We start from the raw sequence: 23,975 nt of genomic DNA, 5'->3' as shown, positions 1-23,975 counted from the left end.
TCGGTTGCACATTACTGAACAAAATGACCCAGTTTGTATATTGAGACACTAAAAATGATGAGATTTAATAGAAACTGAACAAAGGAAAGGGAGGAAAGAACAATGACATTTCCAGTATTAGAAGGTAAAGTCGCTATCATTACAGGCGCAGCAATGGGTATGGGGGAAGCGACGGCTAAACTTTTTGCAGAGGCAAAAGCGAAAGTAGTCGTAGCTGATTTTAATGAGGAAAAAGGCCAAGCAGTAGTAGAAGAAATCAAAGCTAGTGGCGGAGAGGCCGCTTTTGTAAAAGTAGATATCTCGAAATCAAAGGAAGTACAAAACATGGTGCAATTTGCTGTAGACACATATGGTAAATTAGATGTAGCTGTAAATAATGCTGCGCTAACACCAGATGATAAATTAGCCGCTGAGTTCGATGAAGATTATTGGCACCGTTTAATGTCTGTAGACTTAACAGGTACGGCTCTTTGTATGAAATATGAGCTCCAACAATTAGAAAAACAAGGAAACGGTGGTTCGATTGTTAATATCTCATCTGTAAGCGGATTCCGTCCACAACCACAAAATATTGCTTATGTAGCAGCCAAGCACGGAGTAGTTGGAATGACTAAAGTAGCTGCAATGGAATATGGTCCAAAAAATATACGTGTGAATTCAGTAGCTCCTGGTGCAATTGATACACCAATGCTCAGAGGTGCGCTTGATCAGTTTGGATTTACGGAAGAAGAATATGCTCCACAACTAAGCTTGTTGAATCGCTTTGGTCAACCAAGAGAGATTGCTCAAGCAAGTCTATGGTTAGCATCAGATGCATCATCTTATATTACAGGTACCACTATTCATGCGGACGCTGGATATACATCTAGATAAGGTACAATTATTAGAGCTCTTTTTAAAAGGGGCTCTATTTTTTTACTCCTCATAACGATTCATCCCTCACCCATATCGCCTTCGTATAGGCAACCCTCATTCCTGCTCGCTCCATATTCCTCTGACTACCTGAACCATAGGAGGCCTGCCCAACTATCCATTTGCAGCCGATTTCCTGCGCATGTTGAAATCTTTGTTGAATAAGTGCAGACTGCACACCTTTTTGACGAAAAGTAGGTAAGGTAGAGGCAGCGGCGAGGTTCCCCCCTTTTTCATTACAAAAAAGTACGCCGACACCAGCCGGTTCATGATCCACTAACGCTAAGTAAAAAGTCCATTCTGGTAACGAATAAAGGACAGCATTGTTTTGTGCTACGCCTTCAAGTAAGAAAGAAGGCATTTGAAAGCCTTGTGTGTATATGTCAGCAAAAGTTTGGAATTCATCTTGATGTAAGGCGCGAATTTCTATTGCGTTATTAACAGGTTTTATGGTACCTGGTAACTGCTTATATAAAGTGGTATGAAAGTCTATCTGATAAAAACCACGTTTATGCAATGCCTTTAATAATGATTGGGAATGATGACTCGGTGCAATTTCGAAGCGAGCAGGAATATGTTTTTCATCATAAAAATCAATTATTTCATCAAGCAATAACTCGTCTTCTCCACAAAGCCCTTTGATCACATTAAAAGCTGGCCCCGGAATACTTTTAACAGTGTAAGCCATCGTTTGTCCGAATGATTGAATGGATACGCCCATTGGATTATTTTGTAGGTTTCCAATAGCAAGAAGGCGTGAAGTTAGTGTATCCATTTCGATTTGTTCCCATAATTTTTCTTTCATACATTTCACATCCTTGTTCAACTTTTTTTCGACACCCTTCTGGATATTTCCTCTTTGAGAAGTTTTTTTCTATCTTATGTCAGCATTGATTTCACCTGTCATCTAATTTTTATAAATGAAATACCTACCTACGGACATAAAAAATGTTTTATAAGAAAAACGGTTTGAACAACTAGAAAAAATTGTTTATTAATAGTGATTTATCCCTCCGAAATTGTTGTTTTAAGTCAAATCTGGTTGTCATCTATCGGTAAAAAAAGTTTATTTCCATGTGATGGCTATGAAATATTTATATATTAATATATTAATCGTGCCAATTTGACAATGAAAAAAAAAGGAAAAGAGGAGGCGGGCATATGTGGATTATTGTTGTTTGCTGTCTCATTTTATTAACGGCAGGAATTATGGAGAAGAGAAAACATCGTAAGAGGCTAGATGCGTTAAAGATACGAGTAAATATTAATGGAATCCGCGGGAAATCAACAGTCACAAGGCTTATTACCGGGATATTATTCGAAGCTGGTTATAAGACAGTAGGAAAAACAACCGGAACGGATGCGAGGATGATTTATTGGAATGATCCAGAAGAGAAACCAATCGTAAGAAAGCCTCAAGGGCCTAACATTGGTGAACAGAAGGAAGTGATTAAAGAGACGGTTGAGCGTGGGGCGGAAGCATTGGTCAGTGAATGTATGGCGGTTAACCCCGATTACCAAATCACTTTCCAAGAAGAATTACTACAAGCGAACATCGGCGTTATCGTTAATGTATTAGAGGATCATATGGATGTCATGGGACCAACATTAGATGAAGTTGCGGAGGCTTTTACAGCGACTATCCCACATAATGGTTATCTAATTATTACCGATGATGCATATCGTGATTATTATGAAAAAGTAGCTGCGGAACGTAACACGACCGTGATTGTTGCAGATAATAGTAAGATTTCAGAAACATATCTAAAACAGTTCGATTACATGGTTTTCCCTGATAATGCCTCTTTAGCACTGGCTGTAGCAGAAGCGATTGGTATTGATGAAAAAACGGCAAGACAAGGGATGCTCAATGCGCCACCAGATCCAGGAGCGATGAGAATTTCGCCAATTGGACATTCGAAAGAACCATCCTATTTTGTTAATGGTTTTGCGGCAAATGATGCGTCTTCAACTTTGAATATTTGGAAGCGCGTAGAAGAAGTCGGATATCCGACAAAGGAACCCATTGTTATCATGAATTGCCGTGCAGACCGCGTTGATCGTACGGAACAATTTGCAAGAGATGTTTTACCATTTATCCCAATGAAAACACTTGTTGTGATTGGGGAATCGGCGGAACCGATTGTGAAAGCATACGAACTAGGACTTATACCTGCCCATTCATTAGAAAACTTAGAAGGGTCGGATACGGGAGAAATTCTCGAGCATTTAAAAGGAGAAATGAAAGGTTCTACCATTTATGGAGTCGGCAATATACATGGTGCTGCAGAACCGTTAATAGAAGAAATTCAACATTTGAAAATAAAACAATTAGTCAGTTAAGGAGCGTTTTCCATGTTTGGTGATGATTTATACATATCTCTTATTCTAGGCGTCCTACTCAGTCTCTTATTTGCTGAGAAATTTGGGATTATGCCTGCTGGGTTAGTCGTGCCAGGTTATCTGGCTCTTGTATTAGACCAGCCAATCTTTGTTTTAATTATTTTGCTCGTCAGTTTATTAACTTATGTGATTGTAAAATACGGTGTATCAAAGGTCGTTATTTTATACGGACGTCGCAAGTTTGCTGCGATGCTGATTACCGGGATATGTCTCAAATTGATATTAGATTATTTTTACCCGATATTACCGTTTGAGATTAATGAATTTAGAGGGCTGGGGGTTATTGTACCAGGATTGATTGCAAATACGATTCAAAAACAAGGAGTTACCATTACATTAGGTAGCACACTGCTTTTATCCGCTGCCACATTTGGCATTATGTACGTGTATTACCTATTTTAAAGGAGAGAGAAGACCACAATGGAACATAAAAAGAAACCTAGGAAGCTTAATTTTCATGAACAACTTCTTCGTTTCTTAAAGAAGCAGAAAAGGCGTATTCCTGTGCATATCATGATTCTTTTTCCGGTGTTAATAGTCGCATTTGCTATTATCTATAGTTTTGATATTCGTACGGATGCAGATGCTGAGCCAGAAGAGAATGCGCAAGTAACGGGCGTGGCTGTTGGAGATGTGATGGTAGGGAGACATGTGGAAGAAGTAACAAACCGTTATGGCTATGACTATTTATTCCGTTATGTTCAGCCTTTGTTTAATCAAGCGGACTATGCGACAGGGAATTTTGAAAATGTAGCAAGCGACAGAGAGCTCGAACCGATGGAAAACAAAGAGATTACATTGCAAGCCAATCGTGAATCGGTTGCGGCGATGAAGGATGCTGGATTTAAAACGATGGCCATGGCGAATAACCATATGATGGATTACGGAGAACAGGGAATGATTGATACCCTTGATACCTTTCATGAACAAGGAATCGATGCCGTTGGCGCTGGGACAAATAGTACCGATGCTAGTAATCGTATTTCTTATCAGGAAATCAATGGATTAACGATTGCCACACTTAGTTTTTCCGACATAAGTTCTGAAGAAACGAAGGCAGGAGAAAAACAAGCCGGCATATTAGATTTTGATCCAGCCACTTTTATCCCATTAACCGCAGAGGCAAAGAAAAAAGCAGATTACGTGATTGTCCATGCCCATTGGGGACGTGAATATAATAGTCGAGCGAGTGATCGACAAAAAGAGTTGGGAAGAGCGTTAGCAGATGCTGGAGCCGATTTAGTTATTGGACACCACCCCCATGTATTAGAGTCGATTGAGGTCTATGATGACACAGTTATTTTTTATAGCTTGGGTAACTTTATTTTCGACCAAGGCTGGTCAAGAACGAGAGAAACAGCACTCGTACAATTTCATCTCATGCCTACAGGGGAAACGAATTTCGAAATTACCCCTATGAAAATACGAGAAGCTACACCGGCCCCTCTATCAAACTGGGACAAGCTCTCACAGCAGTCAATTATCCGACAATTAACGAGAGACTTGGATGTGGATCACGCGACAGTTGATGATAAATTAACGTTTACGGTTAAACAAAGGGAGGGAGAAGAATGAAGAAGTTCTTCACACGTTTATTGCCTTATTTATTTGTAGCCAGTTTATTCCTTTTTATCGTTGGCTTCAGTCAAACAGATACGCTAACAGAAAAAGAGGAACAAGAAATACAAATCGAGTTATTGAAGGTGAAGGTGCAAGAAAACCAAGATTAAAGAAGGAGGAACAATGAAGAAAAAACTTATACTGCTAGGATTGCTGGTCGTTATTCTCATTGTGATTGTTCTTCTGCGGGTATTTGATGGAAAGGGTGAAGAAGAGGTGAGCCTCCCGATGATAGGAACAGAGAGCGGTGAATATGGGGTAAGTGCAAGCCACCCGTTAGCTGTAAAGGTAGGAATGGAAGTATTAAACGAAGGGGGTAATGCAGTTGATGCAGCTGTTGCTGTGTCTTATGCATTAGCCGTTGTCGAACCATATGGCTCTGGCCTTGGCGGTGGCGGGGAGACACTTGTATATCAAGAAGGCGCAAAGCCATTCGTTCAGCAATATAGAGAAATGGCTCCGCTCTCTTCGGAGGAAGTAGAATCAGATTCAGGCATTCCTGGATTTGTAAAGGGAATGGAAGATATTCATGAGGCTGAAGGAAGTATGTCGTTTAAGAAGATTATGGATAAAGTGATCCCACTAGCTGCAGACGGCTTCGAGGTAGATGAGGATTTATCGTATCGCTTTAAGGTAGCGCTAAAAAATCGGATAGACGAGGATGAAGATTCACCTTTTATTATTGATGGGGAGCCGATAGAACCAGGTGATCGTCTCGTACAACCAGCTCTTGCTCAGACGCTTAAAAACATCCGTGATGGCGGTGCGGCAGCATTTTACCGAGGTGAGATGGCAGAATCATTCGCTGAGCAACATGACTCTTTTGACCGCAGTGATTTTAGTAAGTATACTTCACAAAAAATGAAAGCAGTGCAGGGAGAGTTTATGGGCTATGATGTTTTTTCATCTGCCCCCCCATACTCAGGGCTGACCGTCATTCAATCATTGCAGATGGCAGAGAAAGTATTAGAAGAACAAGAATGGGAAGATGAACCTTCATTTGTCGCCTCTTTCGGAGAAATTAGTAAAATTGCCTACGAGCAGAGATTATCACAAATAGGGGATATGGATTATACCGATCTTGATTTGGAAAAATCAATGAGTAAAGAGTTTACTGATGAGTTGGTGGAGGAGCATAAGGATATTTTCAAAAGTGCCCGATTAAATGATTCAGAGGCAGAGCGTAAAGATTATGGGCATACCACTCATTTTGTTGTCGTAGATGATAACGGTATGATGGTATCAACAACGAATTCATTAGGGAACTTCTTTGGAACAGGAGAGTATATGGAGGAAGGGTTCTTCCTGAATAACGCACTCACGAATTACAGTGAAAATGAAAAAAGTCCGAATGTGTTTGAACCAGGTAAACGGCCAAGAAGCTTTATCTCGCCAACGATTCTAGCAAATGATAAAGAAGTTATCGGCATAGGCTCACCTGGAGGAAGAAGAATTCCTGCAGTGGTCACCGAATCCATTCTCTATCATCTTGTGTATGGTTATAGTTTACAACAAGCTGTGGAGCGACCACGCTTCTATTTAGAAGACGATAAAATTGAAATTGAACCAGGCTTCAAACGGGAAACCTATAACGAACTACAAAGTAAAGGCTATAAAGTGAAAATCAATGACAACGCCACTTACTTCGGCAGTGTCAATGCCTTATCCCTACAACTAAATGACCGTACATTAGATGGAGCTGCAGATCCTCGTAGAATAGGAGAATGGAAGAAAGCTGAATAAATGAAAAAGGCATTCAATCAAACGTTTGATTGAATGCCTTTTTTTGCTGAATGACTCCGATATCTGAAGGGTTTCGGGTGAAAATAGTTGCATGAGTAAAACTGTGTGAGTGCTATTAACTTTATGAGGAGAGGGGGTTGCTAAATTGGAAGGATGTTTAATAGTAGGTCAATCAGATTTAAGGGAAGTAGATGGTGTGGGGGAAATCCAAGAACGTAGCAAAGAATTGTGTGCAAGTTGATTACACTTAGAAGTAACGAAGAAGGGGAAAAAATAATATTCAGATACATGAAGTGTGAAAATCCATAGAAGTGTTAGGAAACCGAAAATACGAACATAAGAAGAGGAACAATCGGCAAGTGGTGTTGGCAAACTGGGAATACGAACATAAGAAGAGAAAAAACCGGCGAGTGGTGTGAGCGAATCGAGATTACAACTATAAGAAGGAGTACATTCTTCCTAACTACACAAGTTACAAAAAACACAGATGAAGTTTGTGTTTATCTATAGAATATACACCAAGAATGATTGCTTTCTTAGAGTAGGAAATATCAAAATCTACACCATTAGTTTGAGGTTTACACTTAAAACAATTTGTTTAACTAAACTAAGTATTCAATAACGTATCATCGAAGCGGAGATTATTGTAAAAGAAAATCTAAAGCTAGCTCCTCTATTGAAAAGACTTCCCCTAAATTGTAAACCCTCCATTAACTATTATGAAAATTTTCTAACAAATGTAAATATCTATTAAATGGTTTGTAAATAATCGGTAAATCCATCATTTTTCGGCGATTGTCATGATACACTCTAGGCAAATAAAGCGTTAAATACAGCCGATGAATTTGGAGGATGCTAATGGCTCATTTCATGTTTATTCGAGGCAACCGCAATAAGAGGCTTTTTCATGATATTGGGGCTGAGTTGGAGCGAAAAGGTCATCAAGTTCATTTAATCCAGCTTGAATTAAATGAGTTACTAATGAAAACGACCATTCCGACCGTTTTTTTACCTAATCATGTGGCGAAAGAGGAATACCCGATTAGTGACAAGGAGTTAATGGATCTACAGATATATAATATTACTTTTACAAAAAGGGTACTGCAAAAGGAAATTCCGCTAAGTGAGCTTAGGATGTATAAGCGGTACATGGCAGCACTAGATCACCTGCTTGATAAGTACAACATAGAAGTAATTTGCTTGTTTAATGGCTATCACTGGATTGACCAAATATGCCGTTATTTAGCAAAGAAGAAGGGTTTGCGGACGTATTTCTTTGAAGATGGGTTGTTCAGGCCGTATACGATTACGTGTGACCCGAATGGGATTAATGCCTGTTCAAGCGTCCCGAGAGACTTCTCCTTCTATCAGGATATGGAGGTCGACCGTCCGCGTCTGATGAAATTTATGTTTCGCCCGGAGGAAGAATCACTGAAGCAACTAAAAAGGGAAAATCTAGTGAAGGTTGCTTCAGCAAAACTATTATCAATGGCAGGGTCACTTTTGCGTATCCACCCAAACTATTTTGCTCATATTAATTTCTGGCAAGGACTCAAATATTTCGTTCATAAGAAATGGTATAGCCGAAGAAAGGAAGATGAGGTTGACTTGCGGGGTGAATATATCTTTCTCCCGTTTCAAGTGTCTCGTGATACGCAAATTTTTTATCATTCACCACATATTCAATCAATGGAGCAATTACTAGAAATTACTTTAAAAGCGGTGGAACAATATAACCAGACGTATCACAGGCAAATCAAAGTCATTGTAAAGGAACATCCTGAAGACTTATCAAGACAAAACTATCAATCATTAAAGAACAAATATACAAATGTACAATTTGTGCAAAAATATAGGATGGACAAGCTTTTGAAGGCTAGCTTAGCTGTGGTGACGGTCAATTCAACAGTCGGAATAGAAGCGCTTGCTCATTACAAAAAGGTGATTACATTAGGAGATGCCTTATACAATATTGACCCACTAGTGGAAAGATGTCCGCATCCAGATCTTTTATATCAAAGTTTGCAAAAGTCATTATCGACGCCTTTATCTATAGATAAAATTGAAAAATTTCTCTATTATTTACGATTTCATTACCAAACGGAAGGTGTGCTCAATCGACCTAATAAACAAACAGCAAAGAATTTAGCGAATAGATTAGAAGATTATGAGAGAGGTGTATTGGATGAAAGCGATTGGAATCATTCCCGCAAGGTACGCATCGACTAGATTCCCAGGTAAACCACTTGCACTTATTGCTGGTGTACCAATGATTGAACGGGTATATCGCCAAGTGTGCCAATCGGAAGAATTAGAACGCGTCATTGTCGCTACTGATCATGAAGAAATTAAGAGAGTAGTAGAATCAATCGGGGGTGAGGCGATATTAACAAGCGCCGCCCATGAAACGGGCTCTGACCGTATGGCTGAAGTAGCATCCAATATAGAAGGTGACTTTTTCATTAATATTCAAGGAGATGAGCCCCTCATCCAGCCTACACTAATTAATGAGATGGTTCGTACCTCTCGAAAACAGCAAAATAGGGCTGTAATCACCGCTATGAAAAAAATTAATCGCCCTGAAGATATCACGGACCCAAATGTGGTAAAAGTCGTTACAAATGAGCAAAATGAGGCACTCTACTTTTCGAGAGCACCGATTCCTTTTCAAAGAGGCGAGAAAACCGATTATTTTAAACATATTGGTGTCTATGGTTATCCACGTGAAATATTAATGAGATTCGTTATGCTCCCACAAACACCGCTTGAACAAGCAGAAATGCTTGAGCAACTAAGACTGATAGAAAATAATATCCTGATTAAAATGATTGCAACAGATGACCCGTTCCACGGTGTAGACACAAAGGAAGATATTCAAAAAATAGAAGAGATTCTAGGGGGAAAACAGTATGTCTAAAACAGTCAGATTAAATGATGAAATCGTATTTGGCGGTGAGCGTCCTTTTGTATTAATTGCCGGACCATGTATGTTAGAAAGCAAAGAAGTAGTGATGGAGACAGCGGCAAGATTAAAAGAAATTACCTCTCATTTAGGCATTCCATTTATCTTCAAAGGGTCATTTGATAAAGCGAATCGATCTTCTATTTTTTCCGAAAGAGGGCCTGGACTTCAAGCGGGATTAAACATGTTAGCAAATGTGAAGGATGCCTTTCGCATTCCTGTGTTATCAGATATTCATGAGCCTAGCCAAGCGGCTTTAGCTAGTCAAGTACTGGATATTATCCAAATCCCAGCCTTTCTTTGTAGACAAACAGACCTGCTTACTGCTGCAGCGAAAACAGGAAAAGTTATCAATGTAAAAAAAGGTCAATTCCTCTCTCCTACTGACATGAACAATGTTGTGACAAAGTTAAAGGAAGCAGGCAATGACCGAATATTACTTACAGAAAGAGGCTCAACATTTGGCTATAACAATTTAGTTGTGGATATGCGTTCATTACCAATGATGAGAGAAATGGCACCAGTTGTATTTGATGCCACACATAGTGTGCAAATCCCAGGAGGCAATGGTACAAGTACAGGAGGGAAGCGTGAATTTGTTCCTTACTTATCTCGTGCCGCAGCAGCAGTTGGTGTCGACGCTATTTTTATGGAGGTTCACCCTAACCCTGAAAAAGCGTTATCTGATGGACCGAATATGGTGAAATTAAGTGATGTAGAACAAATATTAAAACCGATTGTAGCTATGGATTGTTTATTAAAAGCGTCATCCTATGCAGGAGGGAATGAGCATGCTGAATATGAAAACGAACCAGCTGGATTATACTAATCACGTAATTTCTGTCTTGGAAAAAGAAGCAACAGCTATTATGCAGTTAAAAGATCAAGTCGGTCCACATATCAATGAAGCGATTGCCATGATTCTCCAATGTGAAGGAAGAGTGGTTATTACAGGCATAGGCAAATCAGGCATAATTGCCAGAAAAATCAATGCTACTATGGCGAGTACAGGTACACCTTCTATTTTCCTTCATCCATCGGAAGGGTTGCATGGAGATTTAGGGATGGTTACGGCAAAGGATGTAGTGATAGCGATATCAAATAGTGGGGAATCGGAAGAAGTATTACAGCTCATCCCGTCCATAAAAAGAATCGGTGCAAAAATGATTAGTATTGTGAAAAACCCATTATCAACATTGGCTAGAAAGTCAGAGATCGTCCTTTGTATAGGTAATGTAGTAGAAGCCTGCCCACATGGTTTAGCTCCTACAACAAGCACGACGGTTACTTTAGCTTTAGGAGACGCCTTAGCCATTGCCTTACTAGAAGCAAGAAACTTTCAGCCAGAAGATTTTGCAGTCTTTCATCCGGCAGGCTCATTAGGTAGAAGATTATTACTTAAAACAGCTGATGTGGTCGCTAATACCCGCAAAAACCCGATTATTGCAACACATGCAACCGTTCAAGAAGCACTATTCTCTATGACTTTACAAGGAATGGGCGCGATTAGTGTAGTCACAGAGAAAAATGAATTATTCGGGATTTTAACAGATGGTGATATTCGAAGAGCATTTGCGGTGACAAATACAATACTTGAAGAACAAGTCCTTCAATATTGTAATCCACAACCATATTTCCTATCAGAAAATCACCTTGCTTCTGAAGCGAAGACATTAATGGAGCAGCATAAAGTAAATGTGCTGCCGATAGTCAATGAAAAACATGAGCCCACTGGTATGATTCATATTCATGACCTTATGCATCTTGGGTTGTAGGAGGCACACTGATGAAGAATATTCGCTTAATCGTGTTAGATGTTGATGGTGTGTTAACCGATGGCAAACTCTTGTTATCAAGCAGTGGTGAAGAAGTAAAGGCATTTCATGTACATGATGGCATGGGAATTAGCCTAGCGAAGTTTGTTGGGATAGAGGTTGCGATTATTACAGGCAGACGATCTGCGGCAGTTGAGAAACGAGCAGCGGAACTGAACATCAACTATGTGCAGCAAGGTGTGAAAGATAAAGTATCCGCCCTTTTACAATTAGCGGGAGAAATAGATATTGATGTGAATCAAATGTGTTATATCGGTGATGATCTCAATGATATAGAAGCAATGAATATGGTCGGGTTAGCTGCATGTCCAGCAAACGCGATTGAGGAAGTGAAGCAAGAAGCGGAAATCGTTGCGGAACGGATGGGCGGTAATGGCGCAGTGCGGGAGATTATAGAATCCATTCTTCGTCAAAGTTTTGATTACACGGCACTTGTAAAGGATTTTCTTAACCAACAGGCGGTCAGACAGTAAGGAGTGTTTCTCTTGAATAGCTGTGCAATTTGTGAAAAACAGTTCACTCATAAGCGTGAAGTAATTTACAGTAATGATCGGTGGATGCTTGTTGCGGTTGAATCAAGAACTGCATTAGGCTATTTACACTTGGAAACGAAGAGACATATTGAACATTGGCACGATTTAAACGAGGCAGAACAGCATGATTTTTTTCATATCGTCAAAGTGGTTGAGATCGCATTGAAAGAAGTAATTGGCAGTGAACGTTTATATATGACTTCAATGAATGAGCTTGTACGGCATCTTCATTTTCATCTTATCCCACGACTAAAAGGTAGTGCTAAGCGGGGGCTGCCATTTATTTCTGAAGTCATTGGAGGAGCCCCATCCGTATCCCTAAAGGAAATGGATTGGGTCAAAGGGCTGAAAACACATTTCGTACAAGTATAAAGGAAGGAGGTATTGTACGTATGGGTTGGAAAAAAACAATAAAAAAAGGTTTAAAACAACTTTCACTGAAAAAAGGGAACGAACAAAAGCCATTTATTGAAATGGGAGAGAATTGGAGCAAAAGTGAGGCAGTGCCTGTCGCCTTTATGTTTGGCTTTAATCCTTGGAAAAGGGAACATAGCAGCAAATTTTTCTCAGAATATCGCACCGCGTTTGTTTTTGGTCAAGGGGATTTAAAAAGATTGCAACCTTTCATCAATAAGGCTTCTCAGGTAGTGTTTATCGTCTGGGGATTCAAAGAACCTGAAGGACTAACAGCTTATGCAGCTAAGAAAGGTATTAAAGTCCTTCGTGTGGAAGATGGTTTTGTCCGCTCAGTAGGCTTAGGTGCAGCCCATACGTTTCCTCTATCCATCGCTGTTGATTCGAAGACCCTTTATTTCAATGCTCGGCAGCCATCAGATTTAGAAGAATTATTAAATACTTACGAAGTATCGGCAGAAATGTTGCAGCGTGCAAGAGAATGTCGGCTACAGCTTATTCAGCAGGGCGTATCAAAATATAACCATACGGCGCAAACTGATATCAATAAGATTTATGGTGAGAAAAAGTCAAAGAGAATTTTAGTCATAGGGCAAGTAGAAGATGACGCATCGATCCAATATGGACTAGAAGCGAAAATGACCAATAATGATCTCGTTCGTGCAGCTGCAAAAGAGCATCCAGAATGTGAAATCATTTATAAGCCCCATCCTGATGTTCTCGGCGGATATCGTAAAGCATTTTCTAATCCAATGGATGTGACCGATGTGGCGAAAGTTGTAACTGAATCGCTTGGTATCGTTGATGCACTCCAGACGATTGATCATGTATACACGATGACTTCTCTCGTTGGCTTCGAGGCCCTTATTCGCGGTATACCAGTTACCTGTTACGGATCGCCATTTTATGCAGGATGGGGCCTAACAACAGATAGGCAGCCCAACGCTAGAAGGCAACGGAAACGTACGATTGACGAGTTATTTGCAATCAGCTATCTTGTGTATCCGCGGTATATGAACCCAGATACCGGTGAACATATTCAACTAGAAGAAGCAATGAAAATCTTAATTAGACAACGTGCAGAAAATATGGAGCTAGAGGGTGATAAGAAAAGACAAGCACTTGCCTTTTCTGAAGCTGAACAATTATATAAACAAGCATTAAATTTAGTTTATCAACCTGGAAGAGAGCAAGTGTATATTGAACTCCTAAATGATGCGAGACAATACGAAAAATCCTTGCGGCTAATAGAAGAAAAGCAGCGACAGAACAGCTTACCTGACTCTCTATATTGTGAAAAGGGCATTGCTTATGCCGGTCTTGGGCATTATCAAGCAGCACTTTCCTCCTTATTAAAAGTAGAAAAAAAATCTAAGCGACAAATGCTTGCTTTAATTAGATTACTATGGAAAATTGAAGGCCCATCAGATAGGTTATTACAAGCAACAGAAGAGACATTAAAAATGTTGGATGTAGATTTTTCTAAAGAAGATATTATGCAGTTTGCAGCTATCCTTAATCATTGCGGTCATCCCTATAAGGCGAAACGGCTTTTACGGGAGAAGCAAATAGAACCAATAGAGGTACCTTATCTTTCTTTGGCAGTCAATTTTGATTTTGATCAACTAAACGCCTCTACTTATAGTGAAAAAGTGGTTGTCAATCAATTGATCCAATCAGAAGGTCAGTTTCAACAACTGCTGACCACTCAAAAAAAGATAGGTATTGTACTAGAAGCGACATCACAAGAGGCACTGCATCATTTCTGCCAAAAATTTGATACCCTCATCTTTGTCACAAAACCAACCTTTCCATTGGTTGATCGGAACCGTTCATTCGTTATATTTAGTGCCATTCATCCCGAATTGCATGAGCAGGTCAACTTATCACAGGTGGAATTATTATTATGTAATGAGCCGGGCCTTATTCATCGCTATCCCCATGGCTCAGATTATATGCGTACATTGATAGAACGAGGTGTGAAGCTAGAGTCTTACCCACAAGGTTTGTATCGTGAGTTAGTCAATCAACTTGGCAGAAAACCAAGCGATCGTGAATTATTACTCTTCTGGATCGTTCAACAAACAGGAGAAAAAATAGCCGAGGAACAAATTCTATACTCAGGCAACAGTGAAGACAAGGATATGCTCAAATCCTACATCGTAGAAGGTGTCCTACAGTGAAAAAATGGAGAGTATTAGCAAAGAAAGGTGTTAGGAAAGTAAAAGAGCTACGAAAATATTCACAAAGTGTTCGCCAAGTGAAAAGGAATAGTGGAACAAAACCGATTGCGCTAGCATTTTACTTTTCCCATTGGAAACAAGAGTGTGTGAAGGAATTTTTTCGTGAATATGAGATTATTTTTATCCCCCATACTTTTACTACTGTTTTTTTACACAGGTTGCTCCGTGTAAACAGGGAAAAAGTGTTTTTAATATGGGGATCTAAACAAAATGTACAGCTAGAAGATATAGCTGAAGCCTATCAAGTTCCCATATATCGTGTGGAGGATGGCTTTGTCCGCTCTGTTGGTTTAGGGGCGCTGCATACATTGCCATACTCCTTATGCATAGACAAGACAGGTATTTATTATGATAGTACACAACCAAGTGACTTAGAGCACTTACTGAATCATCATCATTTTGACCAAGATATCTTAGATCGGGCAGCGCGCATCATAGAAGAAATAAAAGAAAACGGCTTAAGTAAATATAACCATCTTTCAACAAAAGATGTGAATGTAGTCTACGGCAGGAAAGCGAACAAGCGGATACTAGTCATTGGACAAGTAGAAGATGACGCTTCGATTTTGATGGGAGCAGCTACACGTTGGACAAACAATGACTTGGTCCGCTTAGCTCGGGAGGAAAATCCTCATGCACAAATTATATATAAGCCGCATCCTGACGTATTATCTGGTAAAAGACCGCTGCAATCCAATCCAAAAGACGTCACACATCTAGCACAGATTGTCAGCGAACCAATTAGCTTGCATGATTCACTAAAAACCGTTGACCATGTTTATACTATTACTTCTTTATCCGGTTTCGAAGCACTCATGCGAGGCATTCCCGTTACAACAGTCGGAGCCCCTTTTTACTCCAACTGGGGCTTAACAGATGATCGTCAAATGGTAGCCAGAAGAAGAAGGCAACGCACACTTGTAGAAGTATTCGCTGCCGCCTATTTACTTTATCCCAAATATATGAACCCAAATACCAAAGAACCTATCACTCTTGAAGAGACAATCCAATTAATTAATGAAGAGAGGAATGCTCCCGTTCACACTTAATGGCGCGTTCCTTCTCGCCCCATCTACTTCCTTAAGGATCTCCGTGCTCCTTCCCGCCACTGCTTCACAGCAGAAATAGACACCCCCTCTTTAATGGCAATCTCTCGAATCGAGTGATCATACATGAGTGTATACCATACCCACTTAAACTGCTTCTCCGTCAAACATCCTCGACAAACCCGTAAAAACTCAAACTCAACAGAAGAATCATCACTCGTTTCATCACCAGCCACCAATAACCAAAACTCTTCCTCAGTCACTACCCACCGCTCTGCGTAGTTAATCGACCGCTTCAACTCATTCAACAATTTCCCCCTCACACAAGCATAAGCATAACTAATAAAAGGCTTTCCCAACCCTTCATCATATCGCTCCCAAGCCTCCCACAAAGCAATCACACCCACCTGATAATATTCCTCTTTCTCCCGATAAATCCCCAAACTCCTCATAATCTTAAAAATCATTGGCTCATACGACTTAAGCACAACCTCAAACTCCTGCACTCTCTCTCATCCTTAAAGGAAGCGCGCTTACCGGTTTTTTCCTAGGTAGGGGTAGTTTAATGAATTACATAGAACATTGACAAAATAAAAAAACTATATTTATTGCCGGGAAAAGTTATGTATTTCTAAGAAAAACAAAAAAATTAACTAAAAATTAGATATTTTGCACTGTTTAATTACTAAATACAAATAAGTAATTTTAATACTTGTTTTACTGGTCGATCTAGTGAAATCTTCCTGATATAACCATTTATAATATGATATTTTCAATGAAGAAGGATAATAGTGGTATTGTGTGGTCCTATTTTACTGATATAATAGTTTTGGTGTTCTGTGATTTGACAAAGTATTTATTCTAAAATAGGAAAATGTTATTTTATCTACTCTTTTATAATATTGGAATTTACTTTACAATGTTTTATATTATATAAGTTCTTTTAACTAGCTTTGAGAGGGGAAACAAGATGGAATTTGATATATCCGTAATTATACCTACATATAATGTAGAGCTTTATATAGATGAAGCTTTAAATTCTGTAAAGAAGCAGAGTTTCAAGGGTAGTGTTGAAGTAATAATTATAGACGATTGTTCAACTGATAAAACTCATGAACTTATTGAGGAGTTTAAAAGAGTTAATGATGCAAAAAGTTTTAGTATTAAAACTATCTATCAAGAAAAAAACATGAGACAAGGTACTGCTCGTAATAGAGGTATTGAGGAGTCGAACGGGAAATATATATTCTTTTTAGATGGGGATGATATTTTAGACTCTAGTTGTTTTGAGAAAATGTTTGATAAAGCAATTGAGGGTTCTTATGATTTTGTTTTATGTGATTGGGCTTATTATTATGAGGATAAAGGACTTGTATATGTTAATAATGATCTTTTCTTAAATAAACAAGCATTATATAACATTGATTGTGAACAATTATATGAGGCACCAACTTATTTTAGTGTTAATAAATTATATTTAAAAGAGTTTTTGATAAATAATAATATAAGGTATGGAGAGGGGTATATTTATGAAGATTTTGAATTTTACCTTGATGTTGCACAAAAAGCCAATGCGATTGCAATAATCTCTAATCCTTTGTATTGGGTACGTGTAAATGAACATTCGACTACAAAAACTAATACTATGGGGACAGACCATATAACTTCGTATTTAAAAGCAGTTGAAAATAGTATAAAGTTGTTTAATCCAAGAGGGAAAAGTTCATATTATCAGGTGTATAAACATTTAATACAAAAATCTATTTACTATGCTAAAAAGAGGGCTCCGATTGGTTATAAAAGAAAGACTTTAAAAAAAGTTATCTCCATTTTAAATACGAAAAACAAACATTACTATGTCCCCTTAAATATTATACCTTTAAACCATTTATTATTCCGAAGAAGGTATGTTCAGCGAAGTAAGGTTAATAGAATTTTATTTGTGGATTGGCTACAGTCTAAAGGGAAATTAGTACCTATTTTTAAAATTGCAAAAAAATATAAAAATAAGATTAAATATAATAAGCTGACTGATTTTATTCGAAATACTAATTATTATAAAAACAAGAAAAAACATCAAAAGCTTAAAAAAATTGAGTCGTTTAATAATAGAGCGATTAAAGAGAATTCTATATTGTTTTTGGGCTTTGATTATAGATATATAGGCAACTCAAGATACTTTTTTGAATACTTACAGGAAAGGAAATCTCAATTTGAGATTCATTTCGTTACAAAAGACAATAGGGTTCCTTCTGAATTCAGAATTACTCCTAGGTCAATGAAATTCTATGAAAAATTAGCAACCTCAAAGATTGTAATTGGAGAAAGTTGGTTACCTCTAGATTTTAAAAAAAGACAAGGTGCATACTGGCTTCAGATGTGGCATGGGACACCCTATAAAAAATTATTATTTGATAGTCATGAAATGTATATATCAAAATATAACAGGAACCATAAAAAGCAGAAACAAAGAGATATTATGAGGTGGGATTTTCTACTATCTGATTCCCCTAAAGCATCTGAAAAGTTTATATCTGCCTTTGTTATTCCGAAAGAGAAAATATTAAACTTTGGTTACCCTCGCGTTCAATGGCTAAAATCAAATCAAGAAAACACAGAACTAATTGAATCAATTAAAAAAGGTTTGAATATACCAATTGGGAAAAAGGTTATTTTATATGTTCCAACATGGAGAGATTATAATTTTAAATCCCATAGACCTGATAATAAGTATAAATTGGATTTAAATAATCTTTTAGAAAAACTAAACGATGATTACGTAGTAATTGATAAAGATCATAGTATGAGTTTGGGAAGTAAGGAAGTAAATAGTCAGGTTATTAATCCATCTTCAAGTATTGACGTTCAAGAACTTATATTGATTTCTGACATAATAATAAGTGACTATTCTTCAATTATATTTGATGGTCTAGCAATTAATAAGAAATTCTTATTATATATAAATGATTTTGAGCAGTATGAAAAGGCAAGAGGAGTTTACTCAGATATTAACGAGCAATTATTGGAATTTAATTCCACAGATGTTGAAACACTAGCGAATAAAATAACTATCTTAAATTTAGAATATCCGAATGTGACTTATGAGAAAGTTAAATCAGTTTTAGCAAATATATATACGGAAAACTCCAACTTAATGTTAGAAAACTTTATACAAAAGTTAATGAATAGTAAGGAATAGAAAGGAAATATGATGAAATTCTCAGTAATTATACCTATTTATAACTCTGGGAAGTATCTAAGTACAACTATCGAGAGTGTAATAAATCAAGATTACCCTTTAAATGATATAAGCATAATTCTTATAAATGATGGTAGTACGGATAATAGTGAAAAAATATGTCATGCATACTTAGAAAAGTTACCAGAAACCATAATATATAGAAAAATAAATAACAGTGGACCTTCAGTTGCTAGAAATATTGGTTTGTCCTGCGTTCCTATTTCAACGGATTATGTAGTTTTTCTTGATGCGGATGATAAGTTGAGTTTGGATTATTTGAACAATGCCTTTTTGTTCTTTACCGCCAATCCTACAGTTAATATTGCTGTTTCACCTATTGTGTATTTTGGAAGAGTACAAGGAGAACATAAATTAAATTATAGATTCAGTAGTAAAAATGATAGGGTTATAGATATAACTAGAGAATATAGTAGTCCACATTTTTATATTGGTGGGACAATTCTTCAGGCGAGGGTTCTGAATGATCTGGGATTGACGTTTAGATCTGATATTAGTTTTTTTGAGGATGCTTTTTTTGTAAATCAATTTATACTGTCTGTTGAAAAATATGGTCTTATAAAAAACAGTATTTATTTTTATAGGAAAAGAGAAGAACAAAATTCTTTGGTTGATATAAATTGGGAGAAGAGGGATAGGTACATCCCTCTTCTAAAAAAATCATATATGCCATTATTAAAGTTATCAATTGAAATGGATAATAATTCCTTTCCTTATGTGAGTTATTTAATAATTTATCACTTAAGACTTTTTTTAATCTCAAAAAATTACAGTAAAATGTTAGATGTATTGGAAGAATCGGAAGTGGAAGAGTTTATATACCTTATGCGGTTGCTTTTGGGGAAAATAGAAGATAAATATATTTTAAAACAAAATTTTAATACAATAGAAAAGAAGGTATTATTGAAGGTTAAATATGGTAAACAATATGATGTCAATAAATTTACATCTTTTAGGAAAATTATCATTGAGAAATTACGACTGAAATATCTTTATTACCAAATTGAAGGTACTTCATTTAATCGAGAAGTGTTTGTTAAATATAAAAATAAACTAATCCCTTGCACTATTAAAAATAGTGAAGAATTAGTAGTACAACAATTTGCGATTACAACAACTCAAAAACGTTTTGAATTTATAGTAGATATTCCGTGGTATATTTCTAAGTTTGAATTATGTGTAAAGGAGAATGAGGAAATAACGTCAACTCGGAAAGTGAACCTGCTAACAAAATTAATTAGCACTATAAAAAAAGAATTGATAAGTAAGCAATTGGAAAATTAAATATTATATAAGGGTAAATACCTTAAACTATTAGTTTAAGGTGTTTTTTATAAAGACAAATGTGATTATAAATATTTTTTAGATATATTTATTATGAAAAACATGGTAAATTATCTTCTATATACTATTTTTAGAAAATTAAAACCATTGCAAAGGGGTCGTTCAATGTCTAGTATAAAAAAAGCTATTATCCCAGCAGCCGGATTAGGAACAAGGTTCTTACCGGCTACCAAAGCTATGCCAAAGGAAATGCTCCCTATTGTTGATAAGCCGACTATTCAGTACATAATTGAGGAGGCTGTAGCCTCAGGTATTGAAGACATTATTATTGTTACCGGTAAAGGAAAGAGAGCAATCGAAGATCATTTTGATTATGCTCCAGAGTTAGAGAAGAACCTCTTAGATAAAGGAAAGTTAGATATTTTAGAAAGGGTAAGATACCCCTCTAAAATTGCGAATATTCATTATATAAGACAGCAAGAACCGAAAGGGCTTGGGCATGCGATTTGGTGTGCGAGGAATTTTATAGGTGATGAACCTTTTGCTGTGCTATTAGGTGATGATATCGTACAAAGTGATGTGCCGTGTATTAAGCAATTAATTAATCAATATGATTTACTTGAAGCTTCAATTGTAGGTGTCCAGACTGTAGATGATGATGAAACAGATCGTTATGGTATTATCGATCCTTCCAATAATAATGGAAGATTGTATGAGGTCAATCAATTTGTAGAAAAGCCCTTAAAAGGTACTGCCCCTTCTAATTTAGCGATTATGGGAAGATATATATTAACTCCAGATATTTTTAGTTATCTAGAAAATCAAGAAATTGGTGCTGGTGGGGAAATTCAATTGACTGATGCTATTCAAGCATTGAATGAATATAAGTCGGTATTTTGCTATGATTTTGAGGGAACAAGATATGACGTAGGAGAAAAATTAGGGTTTATTAAAACTACTATAGAGTTCTCACTCCAGAATGAGGAACTAAAAGATGATATTATGAAAATATTAGAAAATATAGTAGAATCAAATAAAAATAAAGAATACTCAAAATAATTTTAATTGGCATATTTTCAATGAAAGAGGAGCAGATCAATTTGGCAGGTAATCTAATGAAATACTTCAGTCGCAAAGTTCCTTTTATTAAACAACCTATACGTGATTATATTAAGAATGAACGGTTTAAGATTCGCGCGAAGTATAATTATTATGTGAATCATTTAAAAGTGGAAGATCGAGTGATTTTGTATGAGGCATATCATGGTAAGAGTTTTACGTGTAATCCATTAGCTATTTTTTTAGCGTTTGAAAAAAGAACTGATTTCGATCAGTTTCTTCATATTATAGTGGTGAATGAAAAAGATTCTTTTGTAGACGCATTACCAAAAAGAAAAAATATAAAATTTGTGGCAGTAGATAATGATCTTTATTTAAGATACTTAGCTACTGCCAAATATCTAATTAATAATACGTCCTTTCCTTATTATTTCATTAAACGAGAAGGTCAGGTATATGTAAATACATGGCATGGGACACCTCTAAAGACGTTGGGAAGAGATATTAAACAAGCGGGCATGACTGATCATATGAATATCCAGCGGAATTTATTGCAAACGGATATATTGGTTAGTCCTAATCAGTTTACATATGAAAAACTATTGTCTTCTCATGATATTTATGAAATCTATCCAGGAAGGGTAGCTGATATTGGTTATCCTCGTGTCGATCGAACGCTAGCTGCTCCGAATAAGGATCTATTATCTCAATTAGGGGTAACGAAAGGAACTAAGGTGATCTTATATGCCCCAACGTGGCGGGGGACGGTAGGGAATGAGGCAGATATGAGTGAGCAACTACTTCAGGATGTCCTCCAATTAAAGAGGGAATTAGGCAGTGATTATACTGTATTACTGAAGTCTCATTATTTTACCTTTAAGTACTTTGAGGAAAACCAAAAACAAGATCTATGTGTACCAAATGGTATGGATACAAATTTATTGCTATCAGTAGTCGATATTTTAATAACTGATTATTCTAGCATCTTTTTTGACTTCTTGCCGACCGGGCGTTCAGTCATTTTTTATGGAGATGATATTGAACAATATAGTCATGAAAGAGGATTCTACCTCCCGATTGATCAATTACCTGGACCACTCACTCAACAATTAGAAGAAGTGATTGTGCATATTAAAAATATCGACTTAGAGCAAGAGAAATATAATGAGAAGTACAAAGAATATCAAGAACAGTTTTGTTATAATGATGATGGACAGGCTGCTTCAAGACTGTTATCAATCTTATTAGACAAAGAACAGAAGCATTTAATTAAAACGGAAACAAATAAAGAGAAAATTATTATGTATTGCGGAGCTTTCTATAATAATGGTATAACGATGTCTGCTTTAACCTTATTAAATGCGATTGATTATGATAAATACGAAGTGGTTGTCATAGAGAATCCGAAAGGTTCTGAAGAAAAATGGGTAAATATTAAAAGAGCTAATCCTAATGTTCATTTTATTTATCGACCTGGTGTTCTCGGTAGAACAGTTCTTGATAGCTATAAACATCAATGGATCTTGAATCGTGGTGTCAGTGGACAAATTGTAGAAAAGGTACTTCCAGCACATTTATATTATAATGAGTTTCGCCGGTTAGTTGGAGACGTGAAATTTGATCATGCAATAAATTTTGGTGGTTATAATGATTTTTGGAGTCTCCTATTTGCCTTTTCGCGAATAAAGAATAAATCTATTTATCTTCATAACGATATGATGGAAGAATTTAATAAGAAAATCAAAGGAAAATTTAAACATAAAAAGAATCTAAAAGTGATTTTTTCTATTTATAAATATTATGATAGAATCATCTCAGTAGCAGAATCGACACATGAAACGAATATGAAAAACTTAGAGCAGTTAGTACCAGATAGTCACAAAAAAATGACATATGTTAATAATCTTGTTGATAGTAACCGTGTGAAGACACTGATGAATCAATATGATTATATCGAAGTGAACGGGAATAATTATCTTGTTACGGACCAATTAGCAGAATCTGTTAAGTTAACTATTCAAGGAGTCATAGCTCCTGAAGAAGTAGATGTGAACTTTGTCACTGTTGGTAGACTTTCACCTGAAAAGGGTCATGAAAAATTAATTCATGCATTTTGGGCTTTATACCAATATGATCAACATATTAAGCTTTATATCGTTGGGGAAGGACCACTTAAAGAATCATTGCAATCTCTTATTAAGAAGCTAAAAATGAATGATCGCATTATATTGGTGGGACAATTATCTAACCCTTTTGCTCTTATTAATCAGTGTGATTGTTTTGTTCTTTCTTCAAATTATGAGGGTCAAGGACTCGTTCTACTCGAAACATTGATTATAGGCAAACCGATTATAGCAACAGATGTAACAGGTGTTAGAAGTGTCCTTAAAGAAGGCTATGGTGAGTTAGTAGAAAACAGTCAAGAAGCATTGGCTGAAAAGTTAATTCAATTTGTTGAGCGTTACCGACAAAAATGTTTACCTGAGAGAAGTACATTTCATGACGAACAGTATAATCAAGAAGCATTAAACCAATTTTATGGTAAAGTACTAGGGAAATCATTATAATATTATTATCGGCAATGTAAGGGAATTATTCATCTTTTAATTCCCTTTTTATTTTTGCTCTGTCGCAACAGAAAATGACAATTTCATCATTCAAT

The 23,975-nt window shown here is 36.8% G+C and carries 20 protein-coding genes; 18 read left to right on the top strand and 2 right to left on the bottom strand.

Annotated elements, in window-relative coordinates; all coding sequences use genetic code 11:
- Window positions 1-102: 102 nt before the first annotated feature.
- Window positions 103-873: an SDR family oxidoreductase gene (locus tag MKX67_RS20615; protein WP_095371780.1), complete on the top strand. Its 771-nt coding sequence runs from the start codon at window positions 103-105 to the stop codon at window positions 871-873.
- Between the two features lie 49 nt (window positions 874-922).
- Here MKX67_RS20615 and MKX67_RS20610 read toward each other — a convergent pair whose 3' ends face one another.
- The gene (locus tag MKX67_RS20610; RefSeq protein ID WP_322909728.1) at window positions 923-1,717 is read right to left on the bottom strand and encodes a GNAT family N-acetyltransferase; all 795 of its coding nucleotides are present in this window, start codon (window positions 1,715-1,717) and stop codon (window positions 923-925) included.
- A gap of 356 nt (window positions 1,718-2,073) precedes the next feature.
- On the opposite strand from MKX67_RS20610, the gene pgsB reads away from it, so the two are divergent.
- From pgsB to MKX67_RS20545, 13 genes are all read left to right on the top strand, one after another.
- A complete protein-coding gene (gene pgsB, locus MKX67_RS20605; RefSeq protein ID WP_322909727.1) occupies window positions 2,074-3,255 on the top strand; it encodes a poly-gamma-glutamate synthase PgsB in 1,182 nt (393 codons plus the stop codon).
- 12 nt (window positions 3,256-3,267) lie between these two features.
- Window positions 3,268-3,717 carry a poly-gamma-glutamate biosynthesis protein PgsC gene (pgsC, locus tag MKX67_RS20600; protein WP_095371783.1) on the top strand — a complete coding sequence of 150 codons (450 nt, stop codon included), beginning with the start codon at window positions 3,268-3,270 and terminating at the stop codon, window positions 3,715-3,717.
- An 18-nt stretch (window positions 3,718-3,735) separates the two neighbouring features.
- Entirely contained in the window at window positions 3,736-4,890 is a 1,155-nt protein-coding gene (locus MKX67_RS20595; RefSeq protein ID WP_307315929.1) for a CapA family protein, read from the top strand.
- Window positions 4,887-5,045, top strand: a complete 159-nt coding sequence (locus tag MKX67_RS20590) for a hypothetical protein (protein WP_157733881.1) — start codon at window positions 4,887-4,889, stop codon at window positions 5,043-5,045. Before MKX67_RS20595 ends, MKX67_RS20590 begins: the two co-directional genes overlap by 4 nt.
- Before the next feature lie 13 nt (window positions 5,046-5,058).
- Complete coding sequence (locus MKX67_RS20585; RefSeq protein WP_095371785.1) at window positions 5,059-6,678, top strand: gamma-glutamyltransferase; 1,620 nt, start codon at window positions 5,059-5,061, stop codon at window positions 6,676-6,678.
- An 858-nt stretch (window positions 6,679-7,536) separates the two neighbouring features.
- Window positions 7,537-8,907 (top strand): hypothetical protein, encoded by a 1,371-nt coding sequence (locus MKX67_RS20580; protein ID WP_157733882.1) that lies wholly within the window; start codon window positions 7,537-7,539, stop codon window positions 8,905-8,907.
- Window positions 8,864-9,595, top strand: a complete 732-nt coding sequence (gene kdsB / locus MKX67_RS20575) for a 3-deoxy-manno-octulosonate cytidylyltransferase (protein ID WP_095371787.1) — start codon at window positions 8,864-8,866, stop codon at window positions 9,593-9,595. The genes MKX67_RS20580 and kdsB overlap by 44 nt, the downstream gene beginning before the upstream one ends.
- Entirely contained in the window at window positions 9,588-10,469 is an 882-nt protein-coding gene (gene kdsA / locus MKX67_RS20570) for a 3-deoxy-8-phosphooctulonate synthase (protein WP_095371788.1), read from the top strand. Before kdsB ends, kdsA begins: the two co-directional genes overlap by 8 nt.
- The gene (locus MKX67_RS20565; RefSeq protein ID WP_322909726.1) at window positions 10,432-11,415 is read left to right on the top strand and encodes a KpsF/GutQ family sugar-phosphate isomerase; all 984 of its coding nucleotides are present in this window, start codon (window positions 10,432-10,434) and stop codon (window positions 11,413-11,415) included. The genes kdsA and MKX67_RS20565 overlap by 38 nt, the downstream gene beginning before the upstream one ends.
- 11 nt (window positions 11,416-11,426) lie before the next feature.
- A complete protein-coding gene (locus tag MKX67_RS20560; protein WP_307315913.1) occupies window positions 11,427-11,948 on the top strand; it encodes an HAD-IIIA family hydrolase in 522 nt (173 codons plus the stop codon).
- A 12-nt stretch (window positions 11,949-11,960) separates the two neighbouring features.
- Window positions 11,961-12,380, top strand: a complete 420-nt coding sequence (locus MKX67_RS20555) for an HIT family protein (protein WP_095371791.1) — start codon at window positions 11,961-11,963, stop codon at window positions 12,378-12,380.
- Window positions 12,381-12,400: 20 nt separating this feature from the next.
- Window positions 12,401-14,605 carry a hypothetical protein gene (locus MKX67_RS20550; protein ID WP_322909725.1) on the top strand — a complete coding sequence of 735 codons (2,205 nt, stop codon included), beginning with the start codon at window positions 12,401-12,403 and terminating at the stop codon, window positions 14,603-14,605.
- Window positions 14,602-15,714 carry a capsular polysaccharide biosynthesis protein gene (locus MKX67_RS20545; protein WP_322909724.1) on the top strand — a complete coding sequence of 371 codons (1,113 nt, stop codon included), beginning with the start codon at window positions 14,602-14,604 and terminating at the stop codon, window positions 15,712-15,714. The genes MKX67_RS20550 and MKX67_RS20545 overlap by 4 nt, the downstream gene beginning before the upstream one ends.
- A gap of 23 nt (window positions 15,715-15,737) precedes the next feature.
- Here the strand turns inward: MKX67_RS20545 and MKX67_RS20540 are convergent, their stop codons facing one another.
- Entirely contained in the window at window positions 15,738-16,217 is a 480-nt protein-coding gene (locus MKX67_RS20540; RefSeq protein ID WP_322909723.1) for a sigma-70 family RNA polymerase sigma factor, read from the bottom strand.
- A 464-nt stretch (window positions 16,218-16,681) separates the two neighbouring features.
- Here MKX67_RS20540 and MKX67_RS20535 point away from each other — a divergent pair, with 464 nt between their 5' ends.
- From MKX67_RS20535 to MKX67_RS20520, 4 genes are all read left to right on the top strand, one after another.
- A complete protein-coding gene (locus MKX67_RS20535; RefSeq protein ID WP_307315900.1) occupies window positions 16,682-18,910 on the top strand; it encodes a CDP-glycerol glycerophosphotransferase family protein in 2,229 nt (742 codons plus the stop codon).
- Between the two features lie 12 nt (window positions 18,911-18,922).
- Entirely contained in the window at window positions 18,923-20,254 is a 1,332-nt protein-coding gene (locus MKX67_RS20530; protein ID WP_307315898.1) for a glycosyltransferase family 2 protein, read from the top strand.
- A 165-nt stretch (window positions 20,255-20,419) separates the two neighbouring features.
- Window positions 20,420-21,313, top strand: coding sequence for a UTP--glucose-1-phosphate uridylyltransferase GalU (galU, locus tag MKX67_RS20525; protein WP_251162159.1), 894 nt, complete (start codon window positions 20,420-20,422; stop codon window positions 21,311-21,313).
- Window positions 21,314-21,354: 41 nt separating this feature from the next.
- The gene (locus MKX67_RS20520) at window positions 21,355-23,880 is read left to right on the top strand and encodes a glycosyltransferase (protein WP_322909722.1); all 2,526 of its coding nucleotides are present in this window, start codon (window positions 21,355-21,357) and stop codon (window positions 23,878-23,880) included.
- Window positions 23,881-23,975 lie beyond the last annotated feature (95 nt).

Origin of the sequence: Cytobacillus sp. FSL W7-1323 (assembly GCF_038595015.1) — a bacterium.
Lineage (GTDB): Bacteria > Bacillota > Bacilli > Bacillales > Cytobacillaceae > Cytobacillus > Cytobacillus kochii.
Note: the sequence above shows the minus strand (reverse complement) of the source record. Positions and strands in the feature narration are given on the sequence as shown.

Excerpts from the sequence above, each read along its gene's own strand:
- MKX67_RS20565 (WP_322909726.1), top strand. The coding sequence starts at position 10,432 with ATGCTGAATATGAAAACGAACCAGCTGGATTATACTAATCACGTAATT.
- galU (WP_251162159.1), top strand. The coding sequence starts at position 20,420 with ATGTCTAGTATAAAAAAAGCTATTATCCCAGCAGCCGGATTAGGAACA.
- MKX67_RS20535 (WP_307315900.1), top strand. The coding sequence starts at position 16,682 with ATGGAATTTGATATATCCGTAATTATACCTACATATAATGTAGAGCTT.
- kdsB (WP_095371787.1), top strand. The coding sequence starts at position 8,864 with ATGAAAGCGATTGGAATCATTCCCGCAAGGTACGCATCGACTAGATTC.
- MKX67_RS20615 (WP_095371780.1), top strand. The coding sequence starts at position 103 with ATGACATTTCCAGTATTAGAAGGTAAAGTCGCTATCATTACAGGCGCA.
- MKX67_RS20530 (WP_307315898.1), top strand. The coding sequence starts at position 18,923 with ATGAAATTCTCAGTAATTATACCTATTTATAACTCTGGGAAGTATCTA.
- MKX67_RS20550 (WP_322909725.1), top strand. The coding sequence starts at position 12,401 with ATGGGTTGGAAAAAAACAATAAAAAAAGGTTTAAAACAACTTTCACTG.
- kdsA (WP_095371788.1), top strand. The coding sequence starts at position 9,588 with ATGTCTAAAACAGTCAGATTAAATGATGAAATCGTATTTGGCGGTGAG.
- MKX67_RS20610 (WP_322909728.1), bottom strand. The coding sequence starts at position 1,717 with ATGAAAGAAAAATTATGGGAACAAATCGAAATGGATACACTAACTTCA.
- MKX67_RS20580 (WP_157733882.1), top strand. The coding sequence starts at position 7,537 with ATGGCTCATTTCATGTTTATTCGAGGCAACCGCAATAAGAGGCTTTTT.
- pgsC (WP_095371783.1), top strand. The coding sequence starts at position 3,268 with ATGTTTGGTGATGATTTATACATATCTCTTATTCTAGGCGTCCTACTC.
- MKX67_RS20595 (WP_307315929.1), top strand. The coding sequence starts at position 3,736 with ATGGAACATAAAAAGAAACCTAGGAAGCTTAATTTTCATGAACAACTT.
- MKX67_RS20590 (WP_157733881.1), top strand. The coding sequence starts at position 4,887 with ATGAAGAAGTTCTTCACACGTTTATTGCCTTATTTATTTGTAGCCAGT.
- pgsB (WP_322909727.1), top strand. The coding sequence starts at position 2,074 with ATGTGGATTATTGTTGTTTGCTGTCTCATTTTATTAACGGCAGGAATT.
- MKX67_RS20560 (WP_307315913.1), top strand. The coding sequence starts at position 11,427 with ATGAAGAATATTCGCTTAATCGTGTTAGATGTTGATGGTGTGTTAACC.
- MKX67_RS20585 (WP_095371785.1), top strand. The coding sequence starts at position 5,059 with ATGAAGAAAAAACTTATACTGCTAGGATTGCTGGTCGTTATTCTCATT.